The 15989-nt window shown below is 44.9% G+C and carries 15 protein-coding genes; 2 read left to right on the top strand and 13 right to left on the bottom strand.

The genetic code is table 11. The features are described 5' to 3' along the window. Positions 1-194: 194 nt before the first annotated feature. The 11 genes from AB4623_RS01610 to AB4623_RS01560 all read right to left on the bottom strand — a co-directional run bounded on the left by AB4623_RS01610 (position 195) and on the right by AB4623_RS01560 (position 11415). A complete protein-coding gene (locus AB4623_RS01610; protein ID WP_372145628.1) occupies positions 195-1661 on the bottom strand; it encodes a lytic polysaccharide monooxygenase in 1467 nt (488 codons plus the stop codon). 487 nt (positions 1662-2148) lie between these two features. After that, a complete protein-coding gene (locus AB4623_RS01605) occupies positions 2149-2508 on the bottom strand; it encodes a DUF6559 family protein (RefSeq protein ID WP_102320089.1) in 360 nt (119 codons plus the stop codon). A 29-nt stretch (positions 2509-2537) separates the two neighbouring features. After that, positions 2538-3296 carry a vitamin B12 ABC transporter ATP-binding protein BtuD gene (gene btuD / locus AB4623_RS01600; RefSeq protein ID WP_102427812.1) on the bottom strand — a complete coding sequence of 253 codons (759 nt, stop codon included), beginning with the start codon at positions 3294-3296 and terminating at the stop codon, positions 2538-2540. After that, positions 3283-4278, bottom strand: coding sequence for a vitamin B12 ABC transporter permease BtuC (btuC, locus tag AB4623_RS01595; protein WP_065112385.1), 996 nt, complete (start codon positions 4276-4278; stop codon positions 3283-3285). Before btuC ends, btuD begins: the two co-directional genes overlap by 14 nt. Before the next feature lie 133 nt (positions 4279-4411). Then, positions 4412-5440 (bottom strand): succinylglutamate desuccinylase, encoded by a 1029-nt coding sequence (locus AB4623_RS01590; protein ID WP_372145612.1) that lies wholly within the window; start codon positions 5438-5440, stop codon positions 4412-4414. Positions 5441-5718: 278 nt separating this feature from the next. Beyond that, a complete protein-coding gene (locus tag AB4623_RS01585; RefSeq protein WP_017066161.1) occupies positions 5719-7515 on the bottom strand; it encodes a M3 family oligoendopeptidase in 1797 nt (598 codons plus the stop codon). Between the two features lie 139 nt (positions 7516-7654). After that, positions 7655-8272, bottom strand: coding sequence for an alpha-ribazole phosphatase family protein (gene cobC / locus AB4623_RS01580; RefSeq protein ID WP_017059155.1), 618 nt, complete (start codon positions 8270-8272; stop codon positions 7655-7657). Positions 8273-8281: 9 nt separating this feature from the next. Continuing rightward, on the bottom strand, positions 8282-8902 hold the full coding sequence (gene cobU / locus AB4623_RS01575; protein WP_372145610.1) for a bifunctional adenosylcobinamide kinase/adenosylcobinamide-phosphate guanylyltransferase: 621 nt from the start codon (positions 8900-8902) through the stop codon (positions 8282-8284). Positions 8903-8911: 9 nt separating this feature from the next. Next, entirely contained in the window at positions 8912-9718 is an 807-nt protein-coding gene (locus tag AB4623_RS01570; protein WP_372145608.1) for an adenosylcobinamide-GDP ribazoletransferase, read from the bottom strand. Beyond that, on the bottom strand, positions 9718-10746 hold the full coding sequence (gene cobT, locus AB4623_RS01565) for a nicotinate-nucleotide--dimethylbenzimidazole phosphoribosyltransferase (RefSeq protein ID WP_372145606.1): 1029 nt from the start codon (positions 10744-10746) through the stop codon (positions 9718-9720). The genes AB4623_RS01570 and cobT overlap by 1 nt, the downstream gene beginning before the upstream one ends. A 57-nt stretch (positions 10747-10803) precedes the next feature. Then, positions 10804-11415, bottom strand: a complete 612-nt coding sequence (locus tag AB4623_RS01560) for a flavin reductase family protein (protein ID WP_372058460.1) — start codon at positions 11413-11415, stop codon at positions 10804-10806. 718 nt (positions 11416-12133) lie between these two features. On the opposite strand from AB4623_RS01560, the gene AB4623_RS01555 reads away from it, so the two are divergent. Further along, positions 12134-12829 (top strand): NAD-dependent epimerase/dehydratase family protein, encoded by a 696-nt coding sequence (locus tag AB4623_RS01555; RefSeq protein WP_372145604.1) that lies wholly within the window; start codon positions 12134-12136, stop codon positions 12827-12829. Positions 12830-13014: 185 nt separating this feature from the next. Further along, positions 13015-14388: an L-cystine transporter gene (locus tag AB4623_RS01550; RefSeq protein ID WP_372145602.1), complete on the top strand. Its 1374-nt coding sequence runs from the start codon at positions 13015-13017 to the stop codon at positions 14386-14388. Positions 14389-14499: 111 nt separating this feature from the next. On the opposite strand, the gene AB4623_RS01545 is transcribed toward AB4623_RS01550, so the two are convergent. Both AB4623_RS01545 and AB4623_RS01540 read right to left on the bottom strand, forming a co-directional pair. Further along, positions 14500-14892, bottom strand: coding sequence for a heme-binding protein (locus AB4623_RS01545; protein ID WP_017066157.1), 393 nt, complete (start codon positions 14890-14892; stop codon positions 14500-14502). 9 nt (positions 14893-14901) lie between these two features. Beyond that, positions 14902-15912, bottom strand: coding sequence for an aldo/keto reductase family oxidoreductase (locus AB4623_RS01540; RefSeq protein WP_372145600.1), 1011 nt, complete (start codon positions 15910-15912; stop codon positions 14902-14904). Between the last annotated feature and the right edge of the window lie 77 nt (positions 15913-15989).

Below are 15989 nucleotides of genomic sequence, written 5' to 3'. Positions count from 1 at the left end.
CTCTTGTTTTCTATATAACTCTCATCTTCTTATAGAGCCGTGCTGAGTGATTAAGACTCCGTTCCTGAATCACTTTTTCTAGGCTGATGACATTCAAAACCGCAAATGCAGACGCTAAAAAAGACACCACACTCGTCAAAAAGTGTGGTGTCTTGGTTATTATTGCAAGGCTAATTAACTAACAATAGTTAAGATTAGTTGGCTGGACGCCAAACGCCCCATTTGTCATTTTCGTAAGTCGCTTTAGGGTTAGTACCACCTTGAACCCACCATTGTGCTTTCCATGACTGGTTCGAGTAAGTCACGACTTCGCCACCAAGGTAAGTCGCTGATGAGTCCCACGTACCTGGATCTGGCGTAGGGTCTGGGTCAGGAGTCGGATCTGGATCCGGCGTTGGATCTGGGTCTGGTGTTACGCCACCGTCATCAGCAATTACTTCAAAAGTGAAAGTTTCAACACTTTCGCTTTCAATCGAGCTAGCCATAAACGATAGAGTTTCGTTTGCAGTGATGCCAGTGGTATCAACTACGATAGAAGCCGTGCCGTTATTTTGAATGCTTACTGAAGAGCCTTGAGTTTGAGTCAATGTCGCCGCTTCACTTGTTGCAATCACAACTTTGTCACCAGCATTCACTACGTTGTCACTCTTCACTAGCTCGTAGATGTCGCCTTTTAATGGTTCAACACCACCGTCGCCACCATCAATCAGCGTTAACTGACCAGAAGCACGGCTATCTTTTGAGTTAAAGAAGTTACGTGAAGGATCGTTTTGGAAGTACATGTAGTGCTGCATTTCAGTGTGCCAATCACCAATGAAGATCGCGCCATCTTTAAACTCTTCGTGCCAGCCGTTAATCTCTGAAGCCAACAAGCGAGCCCAATCGTTAACGTTTGAAGCGTCGATAACGATGTCGAAGCTACGCGCGACTTCACCGTACTTGTTGATGATGTCGTACTTAACCGTATCACCAATTTCTGGCGTACCAAACTGGTCAGAAACAAACAGGTCGCCACGGACTAGATCAGGTTGAGGTGTAGGATCTGGTGGTGGAGTTGCTCCCCCCGTGATAGTGATGTCTGAACAGTTGTAGAAACCTTCACCTGCAGCATCGTCACGTTGCCAACGTACGTATAAGATTGCATCGCCAGAGCGGTCTGAAGGAATCGTTACGTTGATACGGTATTTGCCACCACTTACAGGAACATTCCCAACTTCTTGGAGAAGGTCTAAATCTCCCCACGCTAGGCCTTGGCTCAGGTCGGCGTTTGGTTTGGTTAGGTAGAACTCCCAGAAAGAAGGGTTGTGTGGCGCTGTCGCATTGAATACATATTCAAATGTACCAGTGCTTAACTCGGTGCGAGTCCAACCTGTATGAGGTGCACCCATGCCACGTTTTTGCGAATCATTGGCGTAACATAACGTGCCGTCTGGAATCGCCGCTTTCACTGCATTGATGTTGTTGAAGTCTTGAATGTTTTTCGCATACTCGTTGCGTTGAACGAACGGATATGACCCTGAAATCTCTTTTGCTTGAGCACATGCTGCATTTGGTGGTGTACCCGACCAAACCCCGCCTTGTTCATAGCACGTATTCTGACGTGCACTTGGAAATTCAGACCAGCCATGAGCGTTTGCTACTGATGGTACGCTGGATAGCATAGCCATCCCCACTGCTATTTTTAGAATATTATTATTTGCTGTTTTCACTTTCCCACTCTCTATTATTTTACCCCCATATGAAATATTGATTGGACATTTACTAATCAATATTGCAGTTCGAGGGTTTATAGTTTCTGACTTAAAGAACACGGAAAATATATACGTCATAACTATCAATAAAAGTGGGATTTATTTTGAAAGGAATCAGAATCACACAACTCAAAGAAATGCGTTAGAGATAGATGATATTGGTTCGAATTATCAATTTTTACCGACAAAAATTACGCATTCCCTAAGAAAATAGATCGCTAGGAAGGTATTTTTTCATTGAATTAATTGGAGTGGAACGCTCGCATAAATAATGATATTGAGTGCTTTTTATCATCATTATTATTACGTTGTTGAGACTGCTGTAAAGTCGCTAAGCTATTGAGCGTATACGTTTATAAATGGATAAATCATTAAACGTTAATTTGAACGAGCTAAACTAATAGCGGCTATTCATGCCAAATCGATTCGACATATCATCGTCCATACGACCGCCCTTCCAACCGCCACCGCCCAACAAATTAAGTACATCACGCGCGTTATATTCCTCACCACCGAAGAAGTCATTAGACACATTATTACGCAGCAATTGAATGGCTGGAGCAATTTCAGCAGCAAGGTCTTGTGGATCAGCAAACAATGCTAAGGCAACCAGTTGTTGGCGCTTACTTAATTCACATGAACTCGTTTCTACTTGCCCAATAGAGAAAAAGTCACTGCTTCCGTACGCTTTCACCAACTTTGCAGAAAGTGATTTGATTACTTTCTTGATTCGTCGTCGTTGAATATATCTAAACATATAGATTGCCTTGTATTGATGAGCTTAAGTTAACCAAACAGCAGATAAGTTTGATTGTCGACCGAGATGCTTTTTACTTGCGTGTTAAATACGGATTCTAGCTGTTCAGGCACAAGCACTTGCTCTGCACTGCCAGATGCTTGTAGTACGCCCTTTTCGAGCAGCAGTACTTGGTCGGCATGCCTCAAGGTTCGGTTCAGGTCGTGGTTAGCCATAATAACCGCAATGCCCTTCTCAGCCACTCGTTCAATGAGCTTATACAGCAACGCTTCTTGAGCAATATCCAACGGCGCTGCAGGTTCGTCTAGGATCAGGAGCTTTGCGTAAGGATTGAGCGTCGGCCAAATTTGCAGGCACATTCCCGCCAAACGAACGCGTTGCCATTCACCACCAGACAGTGTCTGAATTGAACGATGAAGTTTGTCTGTGATGTCCAACATCTGGCTTATCTCTTCCAAAGCCGTGTTGATTTCAGTATCAAGGCCATGTGATGAACTTGGCAGTGATAACGCAAGGTATTGGAAGACTTCCAAGTTGAAGGCGGGCCTTGCACTTTGACAAAGATAAGCGCGATGCAATGATAAATCTTGTAGTGATAATACTGACAAGTCTTGTCCGTCGAACTTTATATCACCTTTGTAGCCATCACCAACGCCAGATATCGCTTCTAATAAGGTACTTTTCCCACTGCCATTAGGACCGATGACATGAGTCACCTGCCCTTGCTTGAGCTCAAATGATAGTGGTAATAAACGAGCGCCGACGCTCAGGCTCTTAATTTGAATCATGATTTTTAATTAACATCCAAATGAAGATTGGTGCACCGATACTGGTTGTCATCACACCCAAGGGTAATTCCGCAGAATCGAGTAATGTACGTGCGCAAATATCAGCAAACACCAGTAACGCGGCACCGGCAACGGCAGACAAAGGAAGAAGGTATCGGTTGTCGGTACCAATCGCTAAACGGAGTAAGTGTGGCACAACCAAACCCACAAAGCTGATCACGCCACCTAACGCTACTGCGCAGCCGACTAAAATAGACACAGCGAAGATTAAACGCCAACGTAATCTCGGAACGTTCACGCCTAACTGCGCAGCATGGGTCTCGCCAATCATGAGTTTGTCTAGCTTGCTACCTTGCAGGCACAGCCAGATAATAACGGGGATCATGACTAACGTGAGCGAGTGTTGGTACCAAGTTACACCACCCAAGCTACCCATTAGCCAATACATCAATAAGCGTAAGCTAAGATCATCACTAAAATAGAATGCCCACGTCACCATCGCACCAGAAAGAATACCTAACGCCACGCCCACCAGCAAAAGTTTCGCGGTAGTGAGTCGCATCGTTTTTACCATGCTCACCAGTATCACGGTGAAACAAAGCGAGCCTAAAACGGCGGCAATCATAAATAATTCAGGCGTAGGAGCAAACGGCAAGAAGAACAGCACGATCACCATCGCCAAGCTTGCGCCACCAGAAATGCCGAGCACACCTGGCTCTGCTAATACGTTACCCAATAAGACTTGTAAGCTTGCGCCAGATACAGCTAACCCAGCCCCGATCGCAATAGCCGCCAATAGTCGAGGTAAGCGTAAATCAATCAGTAGTTTTTGTTCTAACGTGGACATGGTGCCCAGAGGGGAAATGAAGAGATCGCCAACCATTAGATAAATCGCACTCAGCGTGACAAGCAGTGCAGCCATCAGATAAATGGCTCGGGTCCATTTTCGCTGTTTTTGGTGAAGAAGTTGTTGGAAATCCATATCAAGCTACTTTGAAATTGTTCGCGTAACCTTACCTGTATCCCTAAATAAACTCAAGGCTCACACCGTAATGTGAACCTTGATATTTCAACCAGTTGAGCGGTTATTTTGCTCGCTTTAACCCGGCTCGGTATTAATCGTACACAAGCTGACCGTGGTCGAATCGTGTTTCAACTTCGCACACCATTAAGGCCGCTCGCTGACCGATAGCAACGTTACGATTTGGAAATACCACCGCTTCGTTTTCATTCTTCGCCATCAATGGCTTATCACCATCATGACCAAACACTTCACCGTGCTTGAACGCCGTAAAGTTTTCAACGGCATCAGAGAACATAAAGTCAAAGTCATCATGCAAACGAACAATGGTTCGGCTTACGCGATAAGTAATGGTTTTCTTTGGTAAATGCTCTGGTTCTATTTCAGCAATCAAATTGCGCATTGCCAAATCGAAAGCAGTTAACTTATCAAGCTGGTTCTCACCAATTCTTGCTACCTGCCCTAGCTCCATTGTCAGTGCTTGCGCTTCAAAGTTTTCAGCACTGTACCAACTGAATGTACTGGTTGGCGCATTTGACAACAACACTGCTTCCACGTGCGCACTGTTAATGAAATCAAACAGCTCTTTACTGCGTACTTCGTGGCGAACTTTAGGGCTCACTGCAAACGAGTAATGCTTAGATAAACGGATTGCACAGTGCAAATCTAGATGCCAACGAGTGGCAGGTTCCGTTTCTTTGTAAAACTCAGTCACCAAGAACTTCAAGTTCTTCGCGATATCCACTTCTCGATTGCTCTCGTACTGCTTTTCATCAAACAGACGATTCATGTTCACATCAAGAAAACGAGTATGCGCGTTAGTGGCTTCTGGGTGAGCTATGATAAACAAGCATCTCGCGTTTACTACTTGGAAACCTGTTTCAATATCCTCAATGAGCTTATCGATCAGCTCCATTGGTGAAGTTTCGTCGCCATGAACACCGGTTGAAAAAATGATGTTCTTGGTTTCAGAATTAAAATCCGCGGGAATCACTTCCAAGACACCGCGTTGATGAAGCTTAATTTGAACACCGTTACTCAGTACGGTCTGTCCTGCAAACACTTCTTGCTCAAGATCTAGGCTGTCAAAAAGAAATGATTGGCGAAAGAGGGTCTTCGTCATGCGCTACTCCTTAATTGCACGGCCGTATGTTAATAAATTGTACATAGAAATTGTGTTGCTAGGATCGCACTTATCAACAGAAACTCCGTTATCACTCACAAATACTACCCATATATTTTTATATTACCTGCTGACTTTACTAACCGACATCTGTTCCAAATAACTTTCTCTATTTAAAGAGACTTTTGGTTGTTTCGGCTTATCTCAGGTTATGCCAGCAAGATAAGAGCCACGTAAGCTAACACAGCTCTTACCTGCTATGAACAGATTGAGATCAATTAATCTTCCTGATCGAGCAATCTTTCAAATTCATCGATTTGAACTTTGACCATGTCGATGCTTTGTTGCCAAAAATCAGCTTGAGTCAGGTCCATTCCTAAGTGCTTTTGAACGACTTCTTCCGCCATCATGCTGCCCGTATCACGAAGCAACGAAACGTAATCGCCGTAGAATTGCTCACCTTTCGCATCGCGCTGAGCGTAAACACCTTTACTGAACAGGTAACCGAACAAGTATGGGTAGTTGTAGAAGCTTACTTGAGAGATGCTGAAATGCAGTTTGCTCGCCCAGAAGTAAGGGTCAGCTTCTGTCATTGCATCGCCATACCACTCTTTCCAAGTCGTTTCCATCAAGTCACACAGCTGCTGAGCCGTTAGCTCGCCTTTTTCACGCTGCTCGTAGAAGGCTTTTTCAAACTCAAAACGAACGGGAATGTTCACCATTAATGCCAAAGAAGAAGAAAGCTCTTCCCACAGCATTTCAAGTTTCTCATTACGTGTTTGTGCTTGTTTTAACAAATGGTCTCGAACGATATTTTCAGCAAAGATCGAAGCGGTTTCTGCCAGCGTCATTGGGTAGCGTGTTTGACACAACGGCATGTCTTTCATCACCCAGTTGTGGAACGCGTGGCCTAACTCGTGTGCCAATGTCATTAAATCTGAGCGGCTACCGCTCCATGTCATGAACACAAGCGGAGTGCGTGTAGCAGCAAACTTGGTGCAGTAAGCGCCTAAACGTTTGTTGGCTGCTGGTGCGGCATCAATCCAACCATTATCAACCATCAAAGCGACAAAATCAGCCATCTCTGGATTTACTTCAGCGAACGCAGTTTTGATCACGTCGATCGCCTCATCAAATGGGTAAACCTTAGATTCAGCGTCACCCAGCGGCGGCATCGCAGCTAAGTGATTCCAAGGCTTCATTTCATCTAGCCCGTGAACTCTTGCCATTAACAAACCTGCTTTCTGACCAACAGCTCGATTAGCTTTCGCTACCGACATCATGGTGTCTAGCGTTTCTGGCACAATGCGGCTGCCGTGTAGGCTTGGATCTAGGAAATGCACATCGCTAATCTTCGAACGCTTTTTGTTTTCAGTCAGTCGCCAACCCGCCAATGCATTTAGAATCGAAGCAAAAGACTCTTGGTGCGTTTTCATCGCACCTTGAACCGCGCGCCATGCTGGTTCTTGTTTGTCGAATTCGCTGCCGTACAACAGGCTCGCGGCTTGTGAAAAGCCTAGGGCTTCCTCTTCACCGTCCAGCTTTAGCGACAGTTTTAAAGATCCGGTTAGGTTATCGTATAAACGACCCCATCCGTCACGACCATCAACCTTCATCGCTGCTAATAACTGCTCTTCAGCAACACTGAGTCGGCTGCTTGATAACTTACGAGAGCTTTCAATCGCAAAGCGCTGCCCTGCTACGTCCGCACTATCATGCTCTAATACTGCATCAATAAATTCTGGTTCTGCGTGAATTAGCGTATCTTCGTAAGGGCTGAACGCTTGAGACATTTCAGAGTTCAGCTTCGCTACACGACCAAGCAATGCTTTCGCTTCTGTGTGTGTCGCGTCGACCGATGCGTGGCAATTAGCGAAGGTGTTGATTGTACTCAGTAACGTGCCTGCCGCTTCTGAAGTCTGAATCGCGTTTTGCATCGCTAGAATGATATGACGCTTTTCAACGTGTAGGTTCAACAGCTCAATGCACTGCTGAATGAGTTCAATGTCCTGTTCGATTTTTGCATCATTAAGATCGCTATAAGCAATGCTTAGATCCCAACTTGGTGTTGTCATGACTAAATTCCTTTCACGTAGGTAGTAATACCAATCAGGTATAGCGGCTGTGAACGCCGCTTTATACTTCTATTTATATTTCTGTTTCTATTTACAGATCTAAAAGATTGTTAATTCTTAAACTGTGTTTTTTGAACACTCAGAGAACAGGTATCCCTATCGATTTAACGCTGATAAAGCTCTGCGCAAACTGAGTGATTTGAATATGCGTTATCGATGCGTTTTCTATCGATAACTTCGAGTACAAACTCGGGTTTTTCCAATCAATATTAAGGCAGTGCGCTAGCAGTATGCGAATCACACCACCATGAGTAACCAACAATATGTTGTCACTTGAATCATTCAAAAGTTGCGACCAAGCTTGAGTTACTCTGTCGTGGAAGCTCTGTAAACTTTCTGCGCCAGTTAATTGATGATTAGCAGGGTCTTTCCAAAAGGTTTCTAACATTCCCCACTTGTCTTCAAGTTCATCAAATGGGACACCATCTACTTCACCGAAGTTCATTTCCTGAAAACCCGATGCAACTGATAAAGGCACAGACATACGCTCTGCAAACAAGCTCGCGAGATCACCACATCGTCTTAGTGGAGAGCTAACCACGCTATCAAAGGTAATGTCTTGTGTAGTTAGTGCCTCACATATCTGTTCTTGAAGATCAGAGTTGACCAGCACATCAGATAAACCATTGAGCGCAGCTTTTCCTTCGACTTTGCCATGTCTTAACAAATAGATGTTTTTGGTTGTTCCATTGACCATGTGTGCGACCTAGCCTTGAATATCAAGCAAGTGATTAGATGGTTTTAAGTGCAGCGGCAATCCGGCAGCAACCAGCGTGACGCGCTCAACGACGCGAGCTAGCGCTTGGTTCATTCGTCCTGCATTGTCCACAAACAAGCGAGACACTTTACCCAGCGGCACCACACCTAAACCGACTTCGTTAGAGACCATGATAATTTGCGCCGGACTTTGCTCGACGCTTTTGACCAATACTTCAACCACGGCTTCAACCTGTTCATTAGTTGCGTCATCACCCAGTTCAAAGATGATGTTGTTCAACCACAAGGTTAGGCAATCAATCAATACCACATCTTCTTTCTCAAAAGACTGCAGTTTTTCGGCTAATTCGACGGGTACTTCATGCTCAATCCACTGCTCGCCACGACGTTGTTGATGGTGCGCGATTCGTTTTCGCATTTCATCATCAAGATATGTCGCTGTCGCAATATAATTGAGGCGTCCATTTGAACATGCTTCAAGCGCACATAATGCTTGTTGCTCTGCAAAACTAGACTTACCAGAACGAGCCCCACCCAATACCAAATGGCTGTTTCGCTGACTTGCTTGATTAATTTGATTAGCTTGAATAGTTTCATTCGTGTTGGTCATAGGAAGCCGTTATAGAAAGCCATTGTAAAATGCAGTAATGAATACAAGGTAAGTCAGCAACTCCATTAACTGTTGAGCCGCACCCAAGCAGTCCCCAGTAAAGCCGCCAATTCGAGCCGTTAACCACGTTTTAAAACCTGTTCTGAACAGATAGGCGACGACAGATAAAACCAAAGCGAATTCAAGACCAAACCACAGGCTAGGCAGCACGCCTACCAGCAACAAGAAGACAAGTTCGCCTTTGGTTTGCTTGTTGGCCAATGGTTTACTTTTACTGGTATCTAAATCACTGACATAAGGCATGTCGTAAATTAGCGATGCAGCAATCGCGCGGCTAAAGGTATAACTGGTCACGATTACCATAAACAGTCTCGTCATGCTTATGAGTTCATTCAACAGCACCCACTTGCCAAGCAGAGCCATAATCAGAGCAGACGCACCATAAGTACCGATTCGACTGTCTTTCATGATGGTCAAACGGCGTTCTAGGGTCATGCCGCCACCAATACCATCCGCCATGTCAGTTAAGCCGTCTTCATGGAAAGCACCGGTCAGCATCAAACTAAAACTCATCATCAAAAAGATGGCAATCGAGCTTGGTAACACAGTATCAAGCAACAGGAACAAACCGCCGCACAAGGCGCCAAGCAACAAGCCGACTGTTGAGAAGTAACGACCAGAACGGTTCATACGCTCTTCTGAATAGGGCGTATTCTTTGGCATTGGCAAACGAGAAAAGAAGCCCATAGCCAACGAAAACAGCTCCCACTGATAAGCAGCGCGATCTTTCAAAGATCTGTTCGGCGTATCACTCATTAAACTGTGACTCCGGCGCTCTCGAAGCTCGCCATGTTGTTATAGAACTCAGCGGCCGCTCGGATGATTGGCATGGCTAGTGCAGCGCCCGTGCCCTCGCCTAGTCTCAAGCCAAGATCAAGCAACGGCTCAGCGTCTAGAAGTTCTAATAGAATTTTGTGTCCTGACTCTTCTGAGCGATGCGCGAAGATCATGTAGTCACGGCAATTCGGTTCAATTAAGGTCGCAACATACGCAGCGACTGACACGATAAAACCATCGACCAGTACAGGAGTTCTGTTTTGATAAGCGCCAAGGAAAGCACCGACCATTTGCACTATTTCGTAACCACCGACTTGAGCTAAAATCGATTTAGGATCGAGTCCTGTGCAGCGTGCAACACCTTGCTCAACCACCTCGACTTTTCGTGATAACTGTTCGTTGTTGATACCAGTGCCTAAGCCTACACACTCTGCAGCAGTTCGGTTTGCTACCGCACTTAAAATCGCTGACGCGCTACTGGTATTGCCGATGCCCATCTCACCAAACATAATGATATTGGTGCCATTCGAAATAGTTCTAGATACAAGCTCTGAACCTAGTTCAATCCCACGTTCGACTGTTTCTAAACTCATTGCAGCTTCGTTGGCAAAGTTATTGGTTCGTGTACCCAAGCGCTGAGAGATCAACATGTCACTGTCTGATTCCACAGGCAACAATATCCCCGTGTCGACTACCGTGATATCGATATTATTCACCGCACAGAAGCAATTGATCGCCGCGCCATCGCTTAAGAAGTTCAACACCATCTGTTGTGTTACCGCGCTTGGAGCAATACTCACGCCTTCGTCAGCAATGCCATGGTCGCCAGCAAAAATGATGATACTTGGCTTATTCAATTCGATGTGTTCAACCGCAGCTTCTTTGCCTTGGCTCTGAATCAAAGCCAGTTGATGTGCGACTTTTTCTAGTAAGCCAAGTGCGCCAAGTGGCTTGGTTTTTTGGTCAATTCGGTGTTGGATGTACTGCGAGTATTGGGTATCTAACATAGTTTTTAAAAACGCTTATTCTGGGTACGTTGATATAGGGCTGCTACTTAGGTACTGCTACTTAGGGCGTGCGACAGAAAACACATTGGAAAGCGTCGCGTATTCACCGCCACCAAGGCGAGACAAAGGGTCCAATGCCAACGCATCAATCTTAAGACGTTCACTCTCTTTATCGATCACGTCTTCGGAAATGTACACGGTTTCGACTTGAGCAAAGATGAGGCTTTGTGGCACCTCTCCAACCTCTTTTACTTCGTATAAGGTGCAGCCAAAAGCGACCGCGCACTCTTTCACTCTCGGTAAAGAGAAGCCTTCAAATTCAACCAACTCGATATTATTCGCGGTTACTTCAGACTCACCATGGTCGAGCGTGGCTGCTGTCGCCGTCATTACTTCTGCAGAACTTGCTGACGCGATATGAATGACCAACTTACCCGTTTCAAGGGCATTACGAGTGGTGTCTTTGATTTCGCCCGATGGCTTTTTCCCGACCGATAGCATCAGTAGCGGCGGATTGCTGGAAACAGGCGTGAAATAAGAGAAAGGCGCTAGGTTGTACTCTTGGTCAGAAGATTCCGTCAATGCCCACGCAATCGGGCGAGGAACAACGGTTTGTGTCATCAGGTGATAAATCTGAGTGGGAGCAAGAGTATCAAGCTTGAGGTTCATAGCACGTCCTTGGTCTATGTGAATTACGACTCAGTTTACGTGTTAAGCAAGGCTGTATCTATGGCTATGTGGCAGAAACCGCAGAGAGTGTTCTTAATTTAAACAGATCACACTGGTTTTTTCTCAGATTGACAGTCAAATTGACGAACCCTAAAACACAAATAATACTGATAATAGATTTATCAATAACTTACATTTTGGCATCGTTTATGCCTTATCTAAATTACTTATTAATCTCTCCATTGATAAGTACCCATACAGTGAATGCCCACAACACTGACGCTACACGAAGAAAGACAATCGATTGAAAGACAAAACAGAACAACGATTTAGGAGGTGTAATGATTCCAAATTCAAGTAAAAGAAAACCAAATAAATCAAGTAAGAAAGCTAGCAAAAAGGTAAGGAAAATCCCACTGTCCTTTACCTAGTAAGAAGCAAGAAAAGTAACAAAGCCCGTCGCCCAGCGGGCTTTGTTATGTTTAACGCCTAACTTAAGTTTCAAACCGCATTTATCTTTCCCACCGCCATTATGTTTCATATCGTACTTATGCTTCAGACCGTACTTATGCGTCGAGCCAAACTAAATCATCTCTTTTTCCATAAACAGGCGACTCCCCACATACTACTGACCACTCGTTTAACAAACTTTTATTCGCTTAAAATTCAAACACTGTCTATATTAAACAAGCACTTGTGGAGTGAAGAAGGGATTAAAATGAGCATTTCTGGAGACAAAACATCGGTCGTGGTGGCTGGTGCAACCGGGTTAATTGGTCATCATGTGATGAAGTTGCTCATCGATGAACCCGCCGCTGATCATATCTATGCCCTATCTCGCCGAGCGTTAGATTCACAGTTTGATTCCAACAAGCTCCACACACTCATTCACAGCGACCTGCAAGTTACCAGTTGGGATGACACGAATGCGACGCCTAATCTTGGCGTTATCTGCTTAGGTACGACTAAGAAAAAGGCAGGATCAAAAGAAGCGCTTCGCAAAATCGATGTGGAACTGGTTAGCCAAGTCGCACAGTCGATGAAGTTTCTTGGGGTTCAACGCGTAGCGGTCGTTTCTAGCTATGGCGCTTCACCAGATTCCTATTCGCACTACCTTCGCTGTAAAGGACAAATGGAACAAAATTTAAAACGTATTGGCTTCAAGCAGCTTTTCATCGCACGCCCTGGGCCTCTGGTGGGTGAGCGTGATGAACCTAGAGCTGATGAAAAACTCCTGCAAAGTGTCTTTCCTCTGCTGTCTCCATTTATGCTTGGTAAGTTCACAAACCTACGCCCTATTCAGTCGGAAGACGTAGCCAAAGCAATGTTGTTCCGGTTATTCGAAAATAATTTCCAAAATATCGAAATTTACTCGTCAAGTGACATGCTCAATTTATTGGCAAAATATCGCTAAAAAGCTCACCTATTCATCACAATGTTGAATATCCACCCATCCTATTGAGTGGATATTACTAATCGTTCTAATAAATTACTTTTCCTTATTTTACGTTTTGTTACAGGTCGCTACTGTAGCTAACAGTATTTGCGCCCATATATCTAAGCGCCCTATCGATTTAAAGAAATTCATAAGGAAAACAAATGTCATTTTCAGCTATCGCTGCCTTAGCGGTATTCACTGGTATCCTCTTTTTTCTCTACGGACAGCAGAAAAAAGAAAACACACTTTCTCGCCTCGTTTTACTCGGTTTAGTATTTGGTAGCGCATTTGGTCTTGGTCTACAGCTGTTATTTGGTGAAGGCAATCCGGTCATCAACGAAACACTAGACTGGGTAAATATTGTTGGCCGTGGTTATGTTGGCCTACTAAAAATGGTGATCATGCCATTAGTCTTGGTTTCAATGATTGCAGCCGTGGTGAAGCTTGAGAAAGGCGGTTCACTGGGCAAGATTTCTGGTATCACTATTTCAGTATTACTGGCAACAACGGCGATCTCTGCGATTGTGGGTATTGCAGTGGCTCAAGCATTCGGTCTTTCGGCTGAAGGCTTAACAGAGGGCGCTCGTGAAACAGCTCGTATTGCAACACTAGAAAGCCGCATGGGAAGTGTTTCAGACCTAACCATTCCACAAATGCTGGTTAGTTTCATTCCGACTAACCCGTTTGCTGATCTAACCGGTGCTCGCTCTACGTCTATCATCGCTGTGGTTATCTTCGGCGTGCTAACAGGTATTGCTGCTCGTAAAGTAATGGCTGAGAAAGAAGAGCTAGAATCACCGATCCGTACTTTCGTTGACGCTGCGCAATCTATCGTTATGCGCTTAGTTAAGATGATCATGGCACTCACGCCATACGGCATCGCTGCGTTAATGGCGAAAGTAGTCGCAACATCGAGTGCTTCAGACATCCTAAGCCTACTCGGTTTCATCGTTGCTTCTTACGTAGCAATCATCCTGATGTTTGTTGTCCACGGTGTGTTGGTTTCTTTTGTTGGTGTAAACCCAAAAGAGTACTTCCAAAAAATCTGGCCGGTCCTAACGTTCGCTTTCACTTCGCGTAGTTCTGCTGCAACGATTCCACTGAACGTTGAAGCTCAAATCACTAAGCTAAATGTGCCACCAGCGATTGCTAACCTGTCTGCCTCTTTCGGTGCGACGATTGGTCAAAACGGTTGTGCGGGTATCTACCCTGCAATGCTAGCAGTCATGGTTGCGCCTACAGTTGGCATCGACCCAATGGACATCAACTTCATTCTGTCTCTGATTGCTATTATCACAGTGAGCTCATTCGGTATTGCTGGCGTAGGTGGCGGTGCAACGTTCGCGGCGCTTATCGTACTTCCAGCTATGGGTCTTCCTGTAACTATCGCAGCACTGCTTATCTCTATCGAGCCACTTATCGATATGGCACGTACGGCGCTTAACGTATCTGGTGCAATGACAGCCGGTACGATCACAAGCCGCCTATTGGGTAAGAAAGACAAGCAACAAAATCTGGAACAAGCGAACGCTTAATGGGTTCGATTGATTCAATCACTTGGGTCTCGTTAAGCAAAAAACCGATGCACATGCATCGGTTTTTTATTATCTGTTACTTCTAACTTCCATTACTTCACGAGCAACAGCTTAGAACACAAGTTGAATGACTTTTTCGGCAAGTGCTTCATCGTCGTCTTCACTTAATCCGCTGACACCAATAGCGCCAATCACCTGCCCATTTAATTCAATGGGAACACCGCCTTTAAAGCCAGTGATCTTTGGGTCAGTCCAGTAACTTAAGTCTTTACCAGTTTCTCTCGCCCAAGCACCTAAGTTACCACTTGGCTGTCTATCTCTTGCAGATGTATAAGCTTTGTTCTGTGCTAACAATCCGGCTTGAACACTCACATTATCCATGCGAATAAACGCCAGTAACTCACCGTGCGTATCACACACGCTCACCGCGATTGCTTGTTGATTACGCTCAGCAATGTCTAGAGCGTTAGACACCAGTTGTTGCGCGATCTTTTGATTCAACATATTCATTCCTTATGGCAGTGCTTGACCACGTGAGTACACGTATAGGTTGTACCACTCTTCACGAGACAGGTTTATCTGAGTCGCGACTGCCGAAGCTTTGATTCGCTCTAGATTTGTGGTGCCAATTACAGGTTGGATACGAGCAGGGTGACGAAGCAAAAATGCCAACACAATCGCTTCACTTTCTACGCCATATTGGTTCGCTAACTGAGCCACGTAGTGCGCTGTCTTTTTCACGTTTTCATGTTCTGAATACAAACCTTGCTCAGCAAATCGGCCTTGTGCCAAACAGCCCCAAGCTTGCAGTTGGATGTTATTCAATTGGCAATGTTCAAGAGTGCCTGCGGCGAAGTCTGATTGATGGTGCCCTTGCGAGTTAATCATCACCCCATCATTCAACCAATCCAATTTGGCTAAGCTCATCTCAACTTGATTCGCGACGATGGGTTGCCCAAGCGCAGATTGCAGGTACTGAATTTGATGGCTGTTCATGTTCGACACACCAAAATAATCGACCTTACCTTGCGCTTTTAAGTTCTCTAACGTTCTTGCTAGCTCATCGAGTTCCATCAAAGGGTCAGGGCGGTGCAATAACAGCACATCAAGCTTTTCAGTATTCAATCGATTGAGAATACCGTCTACCGATTGGCCTACCCAATCAGCCGAGAAATCATAACGACCAACATTGCCCTCGCCTTCAAAACGAATCCCACACTTAGATTGAATGAACATCTGTTCACGCAGATCAGGCGCTTGTTGTAATGCTTGACCAAAGGCTTGCTCAGCTTTGCTGAAGGTATAGATATCCGCATGGTCGAATAAGTTAATGCCCGATTCTAGTGCGGTGCCGATTACGCTTCGTGTTTGAGTAACATCCGCACTCGTCACTGGATTATCATTCCAGCCACCACCTAACCCCATGCAGCCATAGGCAATTTGCCCAACATTCGGTAGATAATTTGATAATGGGATACGTTTTTTGTCATTCGTTTTGTTTGTAGATTCAGTGCTGTTCGTCATATCGATTCTCGCTTAGAAGATTTGCTGACCAGAAATATGCCTCTATCATATTGTTCTTTTTAAAAACAGAATATGCT

It is taken from the genome of Vibrio sp. 10N.222.52.C12, assembly GCF_041474215.1.
In the GTDB taxonomy this organism is placed as follows: domain Bacteria; phylum Pseudomonadota; class Gammaproteobacteria; order Enterobacterales; family Vibrionaceae; genus Vibrio; species Vibrio crassostreae_C.
The sequence above is the reverse complement of the archived record's forward strand: the minus strand, read 5'-3'. Positions and strand labels throughout refer to the sequence as shown.